This is a genomic window from Ancylobacter dichloromethanicus, from assembly GCF_018390645.1.
Lineage (GTDB): Bacteria > Pseudomonadota > Alphaproteobacteria > Rhizobiales > Xanthobacteraceae > Ancylobacter > Ancylobacter dichloromethanicus.
Genome location: NZ_JAHBGC010000038.1, coordinates 304,105 through 320,704, shown reverse-complemented (window position 1 = coordinate 320,704; position 16,600 = coordinate 304,105). Strand labels below are relative to the sequence as shown.

The 16,600-nt window shown below is 62.1% G+C and carries 17 protein-coding genes, 1 tRNA gene and 1 pseudogene; 11 read left to right on the top strand and 8 right to left on the bottom strand.

All coding sequences use genetic code 11. The annotated features are described in order from the left end of the window. Positions 1-203: 203 nt before the first annotated feature. Positions 204-280 (top strand) — tRNA-Arg (locus KHC23_RS17820). A 264-nt stretch (positions 281-544) separates the two neighbouring features. On the opposite strand, the pseudogene KHC23_RS17815 reads toward KHC23_RS17820, so the two are convergent. Then, positions 545-958 (bottom strand): annotated as a pseudogene (locus tag KHC23_RS17815) (MerR family transcriptional regulator). 258 nt (positions 959-1,216) lie between these two features. Between KHC23_RS17815 and KHC23_RS17810 the strand changes: the two are divergent. The 3 genes from KHC23_RS17810 to KHC23_RS17800 all read left to right on the top strand — a co-directional run bounded on the left by KHC23_RS17810 (position 1,217) and on the right by KHC23_RS17800 (position 4,100). Next, complete coding sequence (locus KHC23_RS17810; protein ID WP_213374236.1) at positions 1,217-1,792, top strand: carboxymuconolactone decarboxylase family protein; 576 nt, start codon at positions 1,217-1,219, stop codon at positions 1,790-1,792. A gap of 130 nt (positions 1,793-1,922) precedes the next feature. Then, positions 1,923-3,278, top strand: coding sequence for a dihydrolipoyl dehydrogenase family protein (locus KHC23_RS17805; protein ID WP_213374234.1), 1,356 nt, complete (start codon positions 1,923-1,925; stop codon positions 3,276-3,278). A 105-nt stretch (positions 3,279-3,383) separates the two neighbouring features. Continuing rightward, positions 3,384-4,100 (top strand): haloacid dehalogenase type II, encoded by a 717-nt coding sequence (locus KHC23_RS17800; protein ID WP_213374232.1) that lies wholly within the window; start codon positions 3,384-3,386, stop codon positions 4,098-4,100. A gap of 206 nt (positions 4,101-4,306) precedes the next feature. On the opposite strand, the gene KHC23_RS17795 is transcribed toward KHC23_RS17800, so the two are convergent. From KHC23_RS17795 to KHC23_RS17780, 4 genes are read right to left on the bottom strand one after another with little or no spacing between them, the layout of a single operon-like run. After that, complete coding sequence (locus KHC23_RS17795) at positions 4,307-4,849, bottom strand: phosphatase PAP2 family protein (RefSeq protein WP_213374230.1); 543 nt, start codon at positions 4,847-4,849, stop codon at positions 4,307-4,309. 42 nt (positions 4,850-4,891) lie between these two features. Further along, complete coding sequence (locus KHC23_RS17790; RefSeq protein ID WP_213374228.1) at positions 4,892-5,368, bottom strand: DUF2127 domain-containing protein; 477 nt, start codon at positions 5,366-5,368, stop codon at positions 4,892-4,894. After that, positions 5,365-6,636, bottom strand: coding sequence for an MFS transporter (locus KHC23_RS17785; protein WP_213374226.1), 1,272 nt, complete (start codon positions 6,634-6,636; stop codon positions 5,365-5,367). Before KHC23_RS17785 ends, KHC23_RS17790 begins: the two co-directional genes overlap by 4 nt. Then, positions 6,620-7,162 carry a Chromate resistance protein ChrB gene (locus tag KHC23_RS17780; protein ID WP_213374224.1) on the bottom strand — a complete coding sequence of 181 codons (543 nt, stop codon included), beginning with the start codon at positions 7,160-7,162 and terminating at the stop codon, positions 6,620-6,622. The genes KHC23_RS17785 and KHC23_RS17780 overlap by 17 nt, the downstream gene beginning before the upstream one ends. 104 nt (positions 7,163-7,266) lie before the next feature. Here KHC23_RS17780 and KHC23_RS17775 point away from each other — a divergent pair, with 104 nt between their 5' ends. The 3 genes from KHC23_RS17775 to KHC23_RS17765 all read left to right on the top strand — a co-directional run bounded on the left by KHC23_RS17775 (position 7,267) and on the right by KHC23_RS17765 (position 11,280). After that, complete coding sequence (locus tag KHC23_RS17775) at positions 7,267-7,977, top strand: MerR family DNA-binding protein (RefSeq protein WP_213374222.1); 711 nt, start codon at positions 7,267-7,269, stop codon at positions 7,975-7,977. Between the two features lie 130 nt (positions 7,978-8,107). Next, complete coding sequence (locus KHC23_RS17770) at positions 8,108-10,555, top strand: heavy metal translocating P-type ATPase (RefSeq protein WP_213374220.1); 2,448 nt, start codon at positions 8,108-8,110, stop codon at positions 10,553-10,555. Next, complete coding sequence (locus tag KHC23_RS17765; RefSeq protein ID WP_213374218.1) at positions 10,552-11,280, top strand: cytochrome c biogenesis CcdA family protein; 729 nt, start codon at positions 10,552-10,554, stop codon at positions 11,278-11,280. Before KHC23_RS17770 ends, KHC23_RS17765 begins: the two co-directional genes overlap by 4 nt. Before the next feature lie 143 nt (positions 11,281-11,423). Here KHC23_RS17765 and KHC23_RS17760 read toward each other — a convergent pair whose 3' ends face one another. Continuing rightward, positions 11,424-11,852 carry a MerR family transcriptional regulator gene (locus KHC23_RS17760; RefSeq protein ID WP_213374216.1) on the bottom strand — a complete coding sequence of 143 codons (429 nt, stop codon included), beginning with the start codon at positions 11,850-11,852 and terminating at the stop codon, positions 11,424-11,426. A gap of 86 nt (positions 11,853-11,938) precedes the next feature. Between KHC23_RS17760 and KHC23_RS17755 the strand changes: the two genes are divergently transcribed. From KHC23_RS17755 to merA, 4 genes are all read left to right on the top strand, one after another. Next, a complete protein-coding gene (locus KHC23_RS17755; RefSeq protein ID WP_213374214.1) occupies positions 11,939-12,355 on the top strand; it encodes a mercuric transporter MerT family protein in 417 nt (138 codons plus the stop codon). 64 nt (positions 12,356-12,419) lie between these two features. Further along, the gene (locus KHC23_RS17750) at positions 12,420-12,728 is read left to right on the top strand and encodes a heavy-metal-associated domain-containing protein (protein WP_213374212.1); all 309 of its coding nucleotides are present in this window, start codon (positions 12,420-12,422) and stop codon (positions 12,726-12,728) included. Positions 12,729-12,759: 31 nt separating this feature from the next. Next, entirely contained in the window at positions 12,760-13,017 is a 258-nt protein-coding gene (locus KHC23_RS17745; RefSeq protein WP_246544715.1) for a hypothetical protein, read from the top strand. Then, complete coding sequence (merA, locus tag KHC23_RS17740) at positions 13,014-14,447, top strand: mercury(II) reductase (RefSeq protein ID WP_213374208.1); 1,434 nt, start codon at positions 13,014-13,016, stop codon at positions 14,445-14,447. The genes KHC23_RS17745 and merA overlap by 4 nt, the downstream gene beginning before the upstream one ends. A gap of 297 nt (positions 14,448-14,744) precedes the next feature. On the opposite strand, the gene KHC23_RS17735 is transcribed toward merA, so the two are convergent. Beyond that, a complete protein-coding gene (locus KHC23_RS17735; protein ID WP_213374206.1) occupies positions 14,745-15,392 on the bottom strand; it encodes a class I SAM-dependent methyltransferase in 648 nt (215 codons plus the stop codon). 7 nt (positions 15,393-15,399) lie between these two features. Next, entirely contained in the window at positions 15,400-15,921 is a 522-nt protein-coding gene (locus tag KHC23_RS17730; protein ID WP_246544714.1) for a redoxin domain-containing protein, read from the bottom strand. Between the last annotated feature and the right edge of the window lie 679 nt (positions 15,922-16,600).

Sequence of the window (16,600 nt, the reverse complement as noted above, 5' to 3'; positions counted from 1 at the left end):
TTGAGAGCCTGGAGGCGAGCTGCCCTGTCTTGAAGATGTTTCGCGTAAGCACGGCGTAAGCAGATTTCGGAGAACGGCAGCGAAAAAGCGCGTAGCGTAGGATGCACCAGCACATCACGACATGCGTTTGGACCGAGAGGCACGATTGAAGGTGTCCGAATCCGTTGACCTGCAGAGGTTGGTCGGACTAGGCAATGAGAGATGCGCCCGTAGCTCAGCTGGATAGAGCGCCACCCTCCGAAGGTGGAGGCCACACGTTCGAATCGTGTCGGGCGCGCCATCTCATTTGACGAATGTTGGGGACGAAGGGTTCTAAGCCACTCATCCACTCTGAATTTCACTCAAGAAAATCGGCTCTGGCTTTGCCAGTCCATGAGCGCCGAAGGCGTGCGCGAAAGTTCAAATATTGTCCTCGCAGCCGAAACTACCCCGTAACTCAGTTGGCGGGCTGGCTTTTCGATTCTCGGCGCAGGCGGCCGATTTCAAGCTCCGTGATAAACTGAGAGCAAAACCTGGTGTGTTCAGGCGTAACGAAGCCGACCTATTAGAAGGTCGTCTCACGGAACAATGTCTCTATCAGCGGGCAATCGAGGCGCGTTGCATCGACGCACTGGGCAAACACCGTCTTCAACACTCCTTCCATCCGTTTCAAATCGGCGATCTTTGCCCGCACGTCTGCCAAGTGAGTCGTCGCTAGGCGGCTCGCTTCAGCGCAAGGTTGGCCCCGTTCGTCCACTAGGCGCAGCAAGGCGCGGATCTCCTCGAGCGCTCTCGCGCCTCGGTACAAAGCCAAGGCGGCGTTCATGTGCCCCGCCATAGCTCCGATAGCCGCAGGCGGTTCTCGGTCGCGGCGGCAACAAGCCGATCTTCTCGTGGTAGCGCACGGTTCGAGATTGGCGCCCGTCCGCCGGGCCAACTCGGCGCGTGGGAGGCCCTTTGGCAGCTTCCGATCGCGCATCGCGAAAAACCTCTTGACCCTGTAGCCGCTACAGACCCTAGACCAGGCCGAGATCGAGGATTTGGGCAAGCAGAGAAGGATGAGATGAGCGATCGATAGACCAGTTGCGACCGACGCTGTGACTGTCCGCGCCTCGACCTGGACCGCATGCAATCGAGCCGCCTCGCCGATAACGCCCACTTCCTCATCCCGCAGTCACGAGCACGTACATGATGTCATCAATACGCGCGTTTGCCATCTTAAGCGCAGGAGAATGCAATGACTGACAATGCCAGACTCTCACTCTCGCCGGTAACGCTGCAAAACGCTGACCCGCGGGCTAAGGCAGCCCTTGAAAAGGCAAAAGCCTCGGTCGGATTCATCCCTAACATGTATGCCGGGATGGCCAACTCGCCGGGGCTTCTGCAGACCTATCTTGATGGCTATACCGCATTTCGCGCGCACTCGGGATTCACACCGGCCGAGCAGGAGGTCGTCTTCCTGACGATCAGCCGCGAGAACGGATGCGAATATTGCATGGCGGCTCACAGCATGATCGCCGAGAAGGTCTCAAAGGTTTCCGCCGATGTTCTCGGCGCCCTGCGCTCGGCCGCGAGCATTGCCGATCCCAGGCTCGCTGCGCTCAGCACATTCACGTCACGTATATTTACGACGCGCGGACGACCAACGGCGGACGACCTGAAAGCCTTTCTGAGTGCCGGCTACAAGGAAGAGCAGGTGCTTGAAATCGTCCTCGCGCTCGCGGTCAAGACACTCAGCAATTATGCAAACCACGTGAACAACCCCAAGGTGGATGACGCATTCACTGCGTATGCGTGGAGGCCGAGCGCTTAACCAGCCGGAGACTGGCGACCCTCATCACGACTGCGTTTCTTGGAGCTTTGCGGTCGTGATCTGGCGGGCTGCCCGCCTTGAGACTGTCGATTGAGCGAGCCGAGGGAAACGCTCACCACAGGAGAATTCCATGAGCGACGCGCAAGATTATGATCTGATCGTGATTGGGGCCGGAACCGGCGGCAACGGCGTCGCTCGAATGACGGCCGCGGCGGGCTGGAACGTCGCCAGCGTCGACAGTCTGCCCTATGGCGGCACCTGTGCTTTGCGCGGTTGCGACCCCAAGAAGATGCTCATCGCCGTCACCGAAGGCGTGGATTGGGCGCATAATCTCAGAGGCAAAGGGCTCGAAGCCCAGACGTCGATCAACTGGCCGGACATGATCGCGTTCAAGCGGACATTCACTGGCGTCATGCCGGCGAGGATAGAAGCCGGGCTGAAGAAGGCAGGTATTTTCACGCTGCACGGCGATGCGCGCTTTACCGGCCCAGATACGATTGAAGTCAACGGATCACCGCTGCGAGCGAAGCATTTCCACATCGCCACTGGCGCGCGGCCGATGACCCTGAACATCCCCGGGGAAGACCTGCTGCTCACCAGCACCGATTTTCTCGAGCTGCCTGAAAAACCCAAGCGAATAGTCTTTGTCGGCGGCGGCTTCATCGCCATGGAATTCGCCCATGTTTCCAAGCGGGCGAGCGCCAGTGAAGTCACGGTCCTGGAAATGGTCGAGCGCCCGCTGGGCAATTTCGATCCCGATTTGGTTGACATGCTGGTCGAGACCACGATCGAGATGGGAATTAACCTGCAAACCGAGGCCAAGGTTCTGAAGATCGAGAAAACCGGCGAGGAATTTACCGTAGCCTATGAAACGCCATTTGGCGTGAAGACCGTTACGTGCGATCTGGTCGTCCACGGGAGCGGCCGGGCACCGAACATCGAGCACCTGAACCTTGCTGCCGCGGGCGTGGAAAGCGGTCGGCGCGGCATCAAGGTCAGCCGTTACATGCGTACCACCAACCCGAACATCTTCGCCGCAGGCGACTGCGCCGACAGCGGTCCAAACTTGACGCCAGTCTCGGCCTACGAGGGGCGGGTAGCGGGCAAGAACCTGCTGGCCGGCAAGGACGAGCGCGCGGTGAAATATCCGCCGATCCCGAGCGTCGTTTTCACACTGCCGCCGGTGGCCACCGTCGGGCTTTCCGAAGCGGCGGCGCGCGAGAAGGGCCTCAACTTCGATGTCAAATTCGAGAAGACCAACGGCTGGTATTCGTCCCTACGGGTTGGAGCGGTCAGAACCGGCTACAAGGTCCTCGTCGAGCGGGGGACGGGGGTGATCCTGGGGGCCCATCTGATTGGTCCCGGTGCCGAGGAACAGATCAACCTGTTCGCAATGGCGATGGGAGCGGGTCTGACCGCCAACCAAATGAAGGGCATCATCTTTGCCTATCCGAGCTACGCCTCGGACATCGGCTCGATGGTTTAGCCATCAGGTTAGTCAATGCGCCGTTTACCCGGCGGGTTCTTGAATCCCTGCAAATGGACCTAAGTTCCGAGACAGAAAGAAATTGCTAATCCGAGGAACCTCTCGATGATACGGCTCACTGGCATTCGCGCTTGCGTCTTCGACGCTTATGGGACGGTATTTGACTTCGCCTCCGCCGCCGCGCGTTGCCCGGATATTCCGGAAGACCGTCGCGCCGCGCTGACGACATTGTGGCGCGACAAGCAGCTTCAATACACCTGGCTACGAACGCTTCAGGGTCGCTATGTCGATTTCTGGCAGATCACTGGGGACGCGCTGGATTTTGCGCTCGATAGCTTGGCTATCCAAAATCCACGACTACGCGAGACGCTGATGGAACTCTACCGGACACTGCCGGCCTTTCCCGAGGTGCGAGAGGTGCTTTTTTCACTGCGGCAATCTGGCTTCACAACGGCGATCCTTTCCAACGGATCCCCCGCGATGCTGGACGCCGCAGTCTCAGGCGCGGGGTTGAACGGGCTGTTCGACGCTGTGCTCTCGGCTGATACGATCGGCGCCTTCAAGACCCACCCCAAAGTCTATCAATATGCGCTGGATCAACTTGGCCTACCGGCTTCAGCGGTGTCATTTCAATCGTCGAATGCATGGGACGCGCATGCGGCGTCGGATTTTGGGATGCGTGTCGTCTGGTGCAACCGCTACGGACAGCAACGTGAGCGGTTACCGGGAGTACCAGATCATGAAATTCGCACGCTCGCTGAGTTGCCCGCGCTAATGCCTACGACAAGGACCGGCCCCTGCGGGATATCTTTCCAGCAATAGCGTCACGTCAGCTCGAAAGCGATCAAAAAGCGTGAGGAGAAAGAATACCTGTTTCCCGCTGCAACAAGATTGTTAAGTTCAAATCGGATTGCGGATCAGCGGCACTGGGCGGTCCAGATACACGGGATGAACACTCCGATCGCGCGCTTTATTTCATTTCCGGCGGTCGCTGCAGGAGCGGTTTCTTGGACGTTCGACGACGCTCGCTAAAGGAATCCCGTAATCAATCGATCGACTCGCGTCCCTTCCCAATATAGTCCGCGCACGACCGCCGCCGCTAAAATGCCGGTGACGGCCCCTCCAAGCACGTCCGTGAAGTAGTGAGTCCCGACGTAGACGCGCGATATGCAGACAATTGCGGCCGCAGCGAGGAGTGCGATTCCGCGCCGCTGAAGTCCACGGAGAAGGAAGGAGGCAGCAATCGCAAAAGTCGCCGTCGCATGATCGGACGGAAACGACCAGTCGCTGCTAGGGCTGATGACCAAATGGCTGATGCCGGCGTCGTAGGGCCGGACCCGGTGCACAAACAGGAGGATGATCTGGTTAAGGCCTAGGCCCATGAAGAACGACAGGCCGGCAGCGATACACGTATGTCGCACGTGCAGCCGGTCATGCTGACTCCACCATTGCAGCGCCACGATAAGAACCACAAGCGGCACGCCGTACTGCGTGACCGAGGTCATAATCATATCGAGCAAGATGCTCTGTCCGGCAGCAGAATTGATCCATTGCGTAATGGCGTCATCCATCGAGTTTATTCGCTCCTGATTGGGTAGGTGGATTTACTTAGATCATCGCGTCAGTACGTGCCGTCTTACGAGACTGTACTCGTGCCAGATGAGGCCCATCACAAAGACGTCGAAGACGGTGAGAATGATTAGTCCCACGCCGTGCGTGTAGGAGAAACGGTAAAGCTGGTAGACGATGAATAGCCCGAGCACGATCAGCGAGGCGGGATAGGACCAGAGTTTGCCTCTGAGCAGTCCGACGACCAGGAAAATTTTTACCGCGCCATGGCTGAGCAAATAGATGGCGTAAAAAGCCTTCGTGCCAACCGAGAAATTCTGCGCCCATGCGAGCATGTGCGTCGCAATGAGATCGTGCGGGTCCTCGATAAGTTCGTCTTGAGTGAGCCTGTTGGCCAAGATCGCGATCGTGTTCGTGCTGATGAGGGCGAGTGCGATGCCGCCGATGCATTCGATGAGCGCGTGCGCACCCTTGAGCAAGATGCTCACTTCGAAGAGCTGATGGATCCGCTGCTCTTTCATTCATCCACCGCGACCAGCGGCCGGCGCAACCGACCGCGCAGCGCGAACAGGGTCACGAGCGCGAGGATCGCCAGGGCCGCGCCGACCAGGAACGTGCTGCCCGGACCATGCGCATCCCAAAGCGCCCCGGCGATCACACTGGCACAGAACTGTGCCAGACCGGACACCACGTTGAACATGCCGAACGCCGTTCCTCGACGATCCGGTGGCGCAGCATCGGCGATCATCGTGGCAAACAGACCCTGGGTGCAGCCCATGTGCAGCCCCCACAGCGCGACACCGGCGGCGAGCCCGGCAATACCCGTCGCCCGGGCGAGTACCAGATCAGCGGCGGCCAGGATGAAAAGGCCCGCGGCCAGCACATGCGTCCGATCCATGCGGTCGGACAGCGCCCCGACCGGATAGGCCGACAGCGAGTAGGTGATGTTCATCACCACGAGCACCGCCGGCACCAGCATCAACGGTAAACTGACGGACTGGGCGCGGAGAATTAGAAAGGCTTCGCTGAATCGGGCGAGCGTGAAGACCGCCCCAATGGCAATAACGAGCCAACAAGACGAGCCGAGGCTGAGGCTGCCGACCTTGGTAAAACGGCCCGTTTCTCGAATGGGGCGTACATTTTTCTCGCGTGTGGGTTCATGTACCGCAGCGAGGATCAGTCCGACCGCAATAAACGCTGGCGCAACGGCGATCCAGAAGACCACGGTGAAGTGATTGGAAGTCAGCCACATCAATGCAATTGCGACGAGTGGGCCGAGAAGGGCTCCTACGGTGTCGAGCGATTGCCTCAGACCGTAGCTCGCGCCGCGCAGATGTGGCGGACTGATGTCGGCGACGAGCGCATCGCGCGGCGCACCACGGAGGCCCTTGCCGAGGCGGTCGATGAAGCGCGCGGCAACGAGCCAGTCAACAACGGAGGCAAGCGGAAAGATCAGCTTGGTGCAAGCCGAGAGACCATAGCCCAGCGCCGTAAGGGCCTTGCGCCTGCCAAACCTATCGCTGAGCGCGCCCGTGAAGATTCTCGTTATCTGCCCCGTGGCTTCGGCAACGCCTTCAATGAAGCCAACAGTAAGCGCAGAGGTGCCGAGTACCGTCACGAGATACACGGGCAGAAGTGCGTGGATCATCTCGGAGGAGATGTCCATGAACATCGAGACGAAGCCGAGCGCCCACACTCCGGCGGGAATCGTACGCAGGCTGCCCCTTCTCTCTGCGGAGCAGACAGCCGTAGTCCCTGCTCCTAGGTCGCCTTCACTGATTTTCGCCATGGGCCTCAAAAACTTGCTGCGCGTAAGCGTCGAGAAGTTCCTCGCAGCCCTTCAGACGCGCAGCGGCCTCCTCGGCCAGAGTTCCGCCATAGAAGTCGAGCTTCCCGATCTTCTCGAGCCAACTCTGGAGTTTCTTGAGGTCGGTGTCCTCTTCTTCCAGTTCCGCATAGGTGAACTTGTTCGTGGCCCGCTCCTTGGCGATCTCAGCCTCGAACCCGGCACACCGGCCGATGAATTCTCGGTATTGTTCGTCCCGATCTGCTTTGAAACGGCCGACGACTTTGTCTTCCTGCGCCCGATCGAGCGCGACCGTCTCCAGGATCACCGCCTCACCGCCCATCCCGGCGATGTCGTTTTCCAGCATCTTCAGTCGGCGGACGTGGTCATCGGTCTTCGGTAGCAGGCAAACGCCATTCTGAAGATAGATGGCGCCCATACCTTTGAGGCGACGCCATAGAGCGATCCGTTTCGCGGAGGGCTCAGGCGGGACCTTGTAGGTCAGGAGAAGCCAGGATGGTGTGACCATCGCTTCATGGTTATGTAACCACCGTTACAAGTCAACGGGAACATTCGCTCTGCATTGACTCCGTACCAGTGTACGGAGTGCATTATCATCGAGAGAGAGGCGTCATGGCCAAAGCGATCACCATCAGCCGAGCCGCTGAGCGGGCGGGCGTCGGCGTCGAGACCGTCCGCTTCTATGAGCGTCGTGGATTGGTTGCGCAGCCGCCGCGACCTCACGGCGGCGGGTATCGTCTCTATGACGATACAATCGTCAAACGTATCCGCTTCATTCGTCAGGCGCAGGAACTCGGCTTTTCGTTGCGCGAGATCGCGGACCTTCTGTCACTGCGGGCCGATCCGGCCGCCGACTGCGGCGATGTCCGCGTTCAGGCCGTAGCCAAGCGTGAGGATGTCGATCGCAAGATCGCGCAGCTTCAGCATATGCGGGCTGCGCTCGACGTCCTGATCGCCTCCTGCCCTGGCTGCGGCGCACTGCGTGCCTGCACCATCATCGATGCCTTGTCCGCACGGACGGGCGCGAAAGCCAATCGATCGGAGGCAGACGGACCTCCGCCACTCGGCGAGGGTCAACGCCAGAGCCAGGCAGCAAGAGGACTCAAGATGAAAACAGCCATCTTCAAGATCGACGGTATGCACTGCGACGGTTGCGCGCGCACGGTCGCTGCGCTCGTCTCGTCGGAACCCGGGGTTCGGAAGGCGACTGTCTCGTTCAAGGCGCGGGAAGCTCGGATCTTGTTCGACCCGAATGCCGCGAGCGAGGAGCGCCTTGCCGCCACGATCCAGCAAGCCGGATATGCGGTTGTCGGCCGATTGTGACCTGGGCACCAAATTAGCTTCCGTCGCCTCTTGACTCCGTATGTAGGTACGGAGTGCAGGCTACCCTTCGAAGCCCCCGGCTCGAGGCTCTCCAAAGCGCCAACGGTCGGCAGGTTCAACGGAGGGTGCCATGACGATAGCGACCGCAGCGGAATCCGGAACATCGCCCTTATGGACCGAGGAACCGGCGAGCCGCCCCGATAGAGCCCGGATTCGTGCCCGCATCGGCGGCCTTCATTGCTCGCTCTGCACCGGCACCATCGAGAAGGCGCTTGGGCGTAAGCCCGGCGTCGACAAGGTGGCGGTGAGTCTGACCCACGAACAGGCGCTGGTCGAATACGATCCGGCGCGCGCCGACCCCGCCGAACTGCTGCAGACTTTGCGCGACATCGGCTACACGCTGCACGATCCGCGCAAGCTCCGGGCCTTTGAGGAGGAGGAGCGCGACCTCGTCCACGAGAGTGAGCGCTTCGTGATCGCGGTGACGCTCAGCATCGCCGCGATTCCCATCATCGCCGACCCGGCGGTGGGATGGATCGGCTTTCTCCCGGCGCTGGTGTGCTTGAGCCTTGGCGGCATGGTGTTCCTCGTCCTGAAGAAGCGGGGCCTGTGGAGAGCCGCCGTCACCACCGGCGCACTGGCGGTCATGGCGCTCTCGCTGCTCTATCTCAATTTCTTCGGCTATTTGACGCGGGTGGGGCCATGGCTCGCCGCGGCGCTATCGATCGTCCTGGTCTTTGGCGTTGGCCGGCACATTCTTTACATGGCGGCGCAGGCGCTCAGGCGCGGCATCCTGAACCAGCATGTTCTGCTGGAGATCGGCGCTTTCGCGGGGCTGGTCGGGGGCGCGATCGGACTTGCTCTGCACCGGAGAGGATATCCGACGGCGGAGTTTTTCGCCGTTTCAGTCATGGTCACAACCTATCACATTTTCTCCGAATGGCTGTCGCTGATCGTGAAGACGCGCAGCTCACAGGCGGTGAAGAAGCTCGTCAACCTTCAGCCGGAGACCGCCCACGTTCTGCGCGATCGCATCGAGTTGGAACTGCCCATCGCCGAAGTTCGCGTCGGCGACCGCGTGCGCATCCGCCCGGGTGAGCGAATCGCGGTCGATGGACTTGTAGTCGGAGGCCGCTCCAGCGTCGATCAATCGATCGTCACGGGCGAACCGATTCCGGTCGAGAAAGCAGAAGGGGACCGCGTGATCGGCGGATCGATCAACGGCACGGGCGCACTGCTGGTGGAGACGATGGCTGTTGGCCAAGACAGCTTCCTGCAGCGGATCGCCCGTGAGGTCGAGGACGCGCGCGCCTTGAAGCCCGGCCTGCTTCATCTCGTCGATCGCGTGCTGCGCGTCTATACGCCGAGCGTGCTCGGGATCGCCGCGCTGTCGGTCGTCGTGTGGCTCGCCGGATCCTGGCTCGCGACCGGGCAGGCCGATGTGGCGCGGGCGGTGTTCGCAGGCCTCAGCGTGCTCGTGATGGGTTACCCTTGCGCGGTCGGGATATCCGCCCCGCTGTCGATCGTCCGGGGCGCCGGCGAGGCCGCCGGGCGCGGCATCCTGATGCGCACGGGCGAAGCGTTCCAGGGCTACCGGCTTGCGCGCAAGATCGTGCTCGACAAGACGGGAACGCTCACGGCGGGCCGCCCCGTGGTGCGGGAAATCGAGACGCTGGACGGGAGCGAGAACGAACTGCTGGCGCTTGCCGCCGCAGCCGAGGCGTCGTCCGAGCATCCGCTCGCCCAAGCGGTAGTGCAGGCGGCATTCGAGCGCGAGATGACGCCGCCCGACGTCGGCGACTTCGAAGCGGCGCCCGGCAAGGGCGTCATCGCGCGCATCGGCGATCATGAGGTCGTCGTCGGCAGTCCGCGATTCTTTGACGAACGCGCCATCGATCTGTCGGGATTGTCTGCGCGCGTCGAGGCGCTGGAAGCGGCCGGGCGCACGGTGATCGCGGTGGGTCGTGACGGACGGGCCATGGGGCTGGTGGCGCTCGGCGACATGGTCCGGCCTGAAGCTGGCCCAGCCATCGCGGCGCTGCGCAAAGCCGGCGTCACGCCGATCATGCTGACCGGCGACAACGAACGCGCGGCCCGTTGCGTGGCGGACGAAATCGGCATCGATGAGGTCCACGCCGGCGTTCTGCCGCACGAGAAGGCGGAAATCGTGCGCGATCTCCAGAAGAATCATACAAGGGTGGCGATGGTCGGGGACGGCATCAACGACGCCCCCGCGCTGATGCAAGCCGATGTCGGGATCGCGATGGGCGGCGGCGCCGACATTGCGATCGAGTCCGCCGACATCATCATCCTGGCGAACCGGCTGGATGCGCTGGCCGAGGCGCGGGAGATCAGCCGAGGCAGCTACGGCAAGATGCTGCAGAATGTAGTTCTGGCCTTCGCCTTCAATGGAATAGGCATCCCGCTTGCTGCGACCGGCCTCATTCAACCGGTCTGGGCGATGGTCGCAATGGCGGTGAGCGTTACAGCGATCTTCGTCAACTCGCTGGCAGGGCAGCCGAGAATTTTCTTTGACGCGATCTCCAGCATCGGCGGTCCCGCGGAGTCAGGTCTGTGATCGGCAACCTCGATACGGCGATGCAAAACATTGACGCGCTCACGCCGCTGAGCATCGGACTGGTTTCGCTGGCCGGCCTCGTCGTCGGAGTTGCGCCGAGTTCGTTTCCGCTCATCTCCGTCGCCACGGGTCTTGCGCTCGGACAGGGCGCGGGGCCGGCCGACCAGCGGCGCATTCGCGGATTGGAACTCTCCGTCGGCTTCGCGCTCGGCGTCGCCACGGTCGACGCGTCCCTTGGCGCCTTGTTCGGGTTCTTCGGCTTCGCCGTGTTGCGCTTTTTGGCGAGCTACCTCGCGTTCGCCTATCTATTGTTCGCCATCGTCATGTTCGTCGCGGCGCTGGCGCTGCTGCGTGTTATCCACATCGTCGTGCCGACGCTGGCACCGGCGTCAAAGCCTGCCCGCAGCTTCGGCGGAAGCTATCTCCTCGGGCTTCCCTTCGGCCTGTCGACTTGCCCGGCATGCACGCCTTTGCTGTTGCCCGTCGTAGCTGTGGCCGCCGCGACGGCCGACCCTCTGTTGGGCGCGGTGCTGATGGGCGCCTTCGGCATTGCCCGCGGGATTCCGATCGTCGTCGCCGCGACGATGGCAGACAGTTTGGCGCATTTGGGATTCATGCGCCGATTTACGATCTGGGCCGAACGTTTCGGCGCCGCGCTCATGATCGCGGCAGCGCTGTTCTTTCTTGATCAGGCGGCGCTCTACGCGGGTTGGTTCCGTCCGTAATCAGCGTCCGATCCGGGGCGACATTTGCGCAGCGTCTCGACCGTGGCGCGATGACGCTTGCCCCTGTCGAGTTGCTCTGGGACGCCGTGTTTCCGCAGGCATGCCTCGCCGGAGCGAGGCGCCTCCGGTTTGACGGAGCCGACCTATTCGACGGCCGTCTCACGAAACAACGACTCTATCAGCGGGCAATCGAGGCGCGTTCCATCGCCACATTCGGCAACCACATCCTTCAACACGTGCTCCATGCGCCGCAGATCGGCGATCTTCGCGCGCACGTCCTGGAGGTGGATCGCGGCGAGGCCACGCGCCTCGGCGCAAGGCTGATTGCGTTCGTCGACCAGACATAACAAGGCGCGGATTTCATCCAGGGAGAAGCCGAGCTCGCGCGCTCTCAGCACGAAACGCAGACGCCGCTCATGCGTCGTGTCATAGCTGCGATAGCCGCTCGTCGTGCGCGGCGGCTCGGGCAGAAGGCCGACCTTCTCGTAGTAACGCACGGTTTCCAAGTTGCAACCCGTCCGCCGGGCCACCTCGGCCCGCTGGAGGCCCTTCGCCGGATTCTGATCGCGCATCGCAAAAAACCTCTTGACCCTGTAGTCGCTACAGACCGTAGCCTAGTCGAAGATCGAGGTTTTCGGCAAGCAGAGAGAGCTTGGAGATGAGCGATACACGAACCGCAATCGGCGCTGCGACGGCCCGTGCCTCGGCTGTGGCGTCCACGCGCCAAAACGGGGATCGAACCCCGCGCCTGCTCGCTGCAGGAGGCCTCGTGGGTGCTCTTGGGGCAGCGTCGTGCTGCGTCATTCCCTTCGCGCTCTTCCTGGCTGGCGTCAGCGGGGCCTGGATCGGCAATCTGACCGCGCTTGAGCCTTACCAGCCGATTTTCGCGGGCGTCTCGCTCGCCTTCATTGGCTACGGCGGCTGGCGCCTCCGGCGCAAACGGGGGATCGCATGCGCGGACGGCTACTGCGCCACGCCCCAATCGGACTGGATCGCGAAGATCGGCCTTTGGACCGCTGCGACGCTGGTCGTGCTCGCTGTCGGGTTCCCATATGCCGCGCGCTACTTCCTCTGAGGTCCTGGCGTCCGGCGAGAGCTGACATCGGCATCTAGTGTTCAATCCCAGGAAGGTTAGGTACATGAAAACCCAGATCGGAATATTCGCCGTGCTCGGCATGTTGCTTACGCCATTTGCCGCGCAGGCGGGGCAAGCCACCGTTGTCCTAGACGTGCATCATGCGGGCTGCGTGCTGTGCGGGCCGATCGTGAAGAGCACGCTCGCCCACGTCAAGGGCGTCACCAGTGTTTCGGTCAGTCAGGCGGACGGCAACGCCGATGTCATGGCGACCGTCTCTTATGACAACGCTCAGACGTCACCGGCGGCGATGATCAAGGCCACTACCGGCCAGGGTTACCCCGCGGAAATCTCGAAGCCTGCGAAAAGCTGATGCGCGGCTGCTTCGGCAACGGATGTCCGAGATGAACGCTGAAAAATCTATCGCCGCGATCGCTGCCGCCGGTTTGGCTGTCCTTTGTTGCGCCGGACCTCTCCTGTTGGCGACGATCGGTTCGGTCGCCATCTCCACGTCCGTGCTCACCGGTTCACTCGCGATCGTGGCCGGCGTCGTGGGGATCGGACTGGTTGGTGCCTGGATCTATCGTCGCAGCCGCTCATCCGACCGGAACGCTGTCGATTGCTGCGAGCGCGAAAGCGCGAAACGAAAGTCAAACACATGAACGATTGCTGTACGCCGGACACGAAGGATCGAACCCGCCGCTACGATCTCGCGGTCATCGGCGCAGGGTCGGCGGGGTTCTCGGCCGCGATCACTGCCGCCGAGCAGGGCGCGAATGTCGCGCTGGTCAGTCACGGAACGATCGGCGGAACCTGCGTCAACATCGGCTGCGTGCCGTCAAAGACGCTGATTCGCGCGGCGGAGACGCTGCACAACTCGCGCGCGTCGGCGCGGTTCGCCGGCGTGTCCGCGCACGCGGAAGTCAGCGACTGGCGCGCGACCGTCCGGCAGAAGGACGACCTCGTCGCCGGGTTGCGCCAGGCCAAATATGCAGACCTGCTGCCCGCCTATAACGGCGTCGCCTATCGCGAAGGGCAGGCGCGTCTTGTCGAGGGCGGCGTCGAGGTGGGAGGCACCCACATAGCCGCCGGCAAGATCATCATTGCGACCGGCGCGCGACCGGCGGCGCCCGCCATTCCCGGCGTCGAGACTGTGCCTTATTTGACCAGCACGACCGCGCTCGATCTCGACGAGTTGCCGCGGTCGCTGCTGGTGATCGGCGGCGGTTATATCGGGGCGGAGCTCGCGCAGATGTTCGCCCGCGTCGGCGTCAAGGTGACGCTGATCTGTCGTTCCCACCTATTGCCGGAGGCCGAGCCCGAGATTGGCGCGGCGCTGACCGGCTATTTCGCCGACGAGGGGATCGAGGTCGTTTCCGGTGTAGCCTACCGCGCAATCCGGAGGACCGAGAGCGGCGTGGCTCTCGAGATCGCGCGCGACGGCCGCAACATGACCATCGATGCCGAGAAAGTCCTGATCGCCACGGGACGAACGCCCAACATCGATGGCCTAGGCCTGACCGAGTTCGGCGTTGCGGTCTCCCCGAAAGGCAGCATCGTCGTCGACGACCATATGCGCACGACCCGCGCCAGCGTTTATGCCGCTGGCGACGTCACGGGCCGTGACCAGTTCGTTTACATGGCGGCCTATGGAGCCAAGCTCGCGGCAAGGAACGCTCTCAATGGTGACAGCCTGCGCTACGACAACAGCGCCATGCCCGCCATCGTCTTCACCGACCCACAGGTGGCGAGTGTCGGCTTGACCGAGGCCGCGGCGCGCGCGGCCGGGCGTGCCGTCCGAGTCTCGACGATCGGTCTCGACCAAGTGCCGCGTGCGCTCGCCGCTAGAGACACCCGCGGCCTCATCAAGCTCATCGCTGACGCCGGCAGTGGCCACCTGCTAGGCGCCCATATCCTCGCTCCGGAAGGCGCCGACAGTATCGAGACCGCAGTCATGGCGATCCGTGGCGGACTGACCGTACAGCAGATCGCCGACACGATATTCCCATATCTGACCACGGTCGAGGGCCTGAAGCTTGCAGCGCTGGCGTTCGACAAGGAGGTCGCGAAACTGTCTTGCTGCGCTGGATAACCGTGACCTCTGGCCATTCAGGTCGGCATCGACGTCGCCGACCGTCGCCCCGGATTCCGGGGCGCGTAGGTCGATGGTTACGGCTTCATTCTGCTGAATTTCCTGATCGTCGTCGCCCGGGGCACGATCTATGCCGCGATGGGCGACGTCAAGTTCATTGCCTCGATCTACTACGGGGTCAGCCTTGCGGTGATCGCGCTGATCTTGCATTCCTGTTACCGGCTGGTCAGGCTCTGCATGGGAGATCATCTCCGATGGGCGGACCGCGAATTCTTAGGTTGGCACTCTAAGCCGCGTTCAGCGGGCGGGCTTCGCCTCGACCAGCCTTATGAGGTCGTCGACGACGAAGTGCGCCGAGGTAAGCACTAGGCCCGCCTCGGAGATGAATTGCTCCGTCTGACGGTTAAAATGTGCTCCGTAAGCCCAGCCCACCCAAGGCTCCCAAAGTTGAGTGATCAGTCGTCGGATGCGTCCCCTTGGGCGCGTGTAATCCAACAGCCTGATCGTACCTTGGGGTCGCACGACTCGCCCGAGTTCACGCAGCGCCGGTACTTGGAGCTCGTCCGGGAGCGTGCAAAAAACGAAAGTTGCGATCGCGGCGTCGAAGAACGCATCGGGGAATGTCAACCGCGAGATGTCCATCTCTGTGAGTTGGACGGACGCGGGCGAAAGGGCACGCCTTGCCTCGGCTCGCTCAAGCATTGCTGGGCTAAGATCGATACCCACAACCTCAGAGCCGGAGGGGTAGAAGGGCATATTCCGACCGGTGCCGACTCCGGCATCAAGAAGGCGGCCCGACAGCCCCTGGAATAGCAGCGGCCGGATCTCTCGGTAGCGCCCGTACTCGAAGGGCAGATCAAGCAGGTCGTAGACAGGAGCGATTCTCTGATAACGACGTCGAAGATTGCGAGCGCCCTCGCTCGTGGGCCGAACGGGTGCGCTCACGGGTTCGTCATTCAGTCGTGCCACGGATCGGGTAGTTCTTCTGCTGGACGAATTTCAGCCCGTTCAGCACGCCATGAAGTTCGGGCCGCGCGAAGGGTGCATTGGAGATATCGACGATCTGTAGCCGCCCTTCCGGGTTGATGATGAACAGGCCGGGTTCTGGGAAGGGGCGGTCGGTTTCTTCAGGTGAGCGCGGCTCGGAGATGTAGAGACCGAGCCCCCGCATTTGATCGACGGACAACCCATAGCCGATGGGGATGCGCCAGCCTTCCTCGGCCGCCTCACTCTCGGCTTTTTCCTGAGGATCTCCCGAGACGGCGATCACTTCGGTCCCGATCGCGTGGAAGTCATCGAGCAGCCGGTCGAGCGTCTTGAGATAGGTCCGGCAGATCGGGCAATGCTTGCCGCGATAGACCACCACCATCTGCCAACCGGCGGAAGATCCAATCGTGATCTCCCCACCACCGACTTTTGGCACCGTGAGCGCTGGCATCGTTGCGCCTGCTTGAATCTTGTAAACCATGCTCATCAGATCCTCCTGTCCTTACTGGACGTAACGGTCGTGAAACGGACCTCTCCGCTGGATCCGGGTGCTTCGCGAGCGATGACGCCGACTCGACCACCAAGGGGCGGGGGGCTTTGGAGGGCGTTGCAGACCGCACTGCAACTGGCCAAGTCGGCGCCATCTATGAATGAGTTCGGTCACGGGCCGCAAAGGTTACGGCGACGGATGAGCCATCCGATGCGGAGGCCTAGTCGGCATTGGCGTTTGCGGTGGCGAGGCCTTCGGGCGCTGGAGCCACTTAAACGCGCTGTTGGCGGCTATGGCGCCAAGCATCTGCGCCAGGATAAATCCGGGAGCGGAGAGGGGCGCGATCTGCTCTAAGTAAGTCACCGCTGACGTCGATTTTCTTTCCAGGCTTAGGCATGCCAAATCTCGCCTTGGGCGTCCGTCTCATCGTTGGTGGTCAGCGGTCAGCCCCATAGCCTCGCATTTCGTCCGCGTCGAATTCCACGCCCAGCCCCGGCGCGACCCGGTTGACGAAGTCGAAGTAGGCCACGATCAGCTTGGCCGGCAGGATGTCTTCTTCCTCGAAGCGTGCCTCGCTGAGCGCGAAAAGTGGCGCTCGTCCATCGTTGCCGGCGCACGCGTCACCGTGACGGCCCCATCATGAGCGCGCGATCGGCCTCACCGAGCGCAGCAGGCA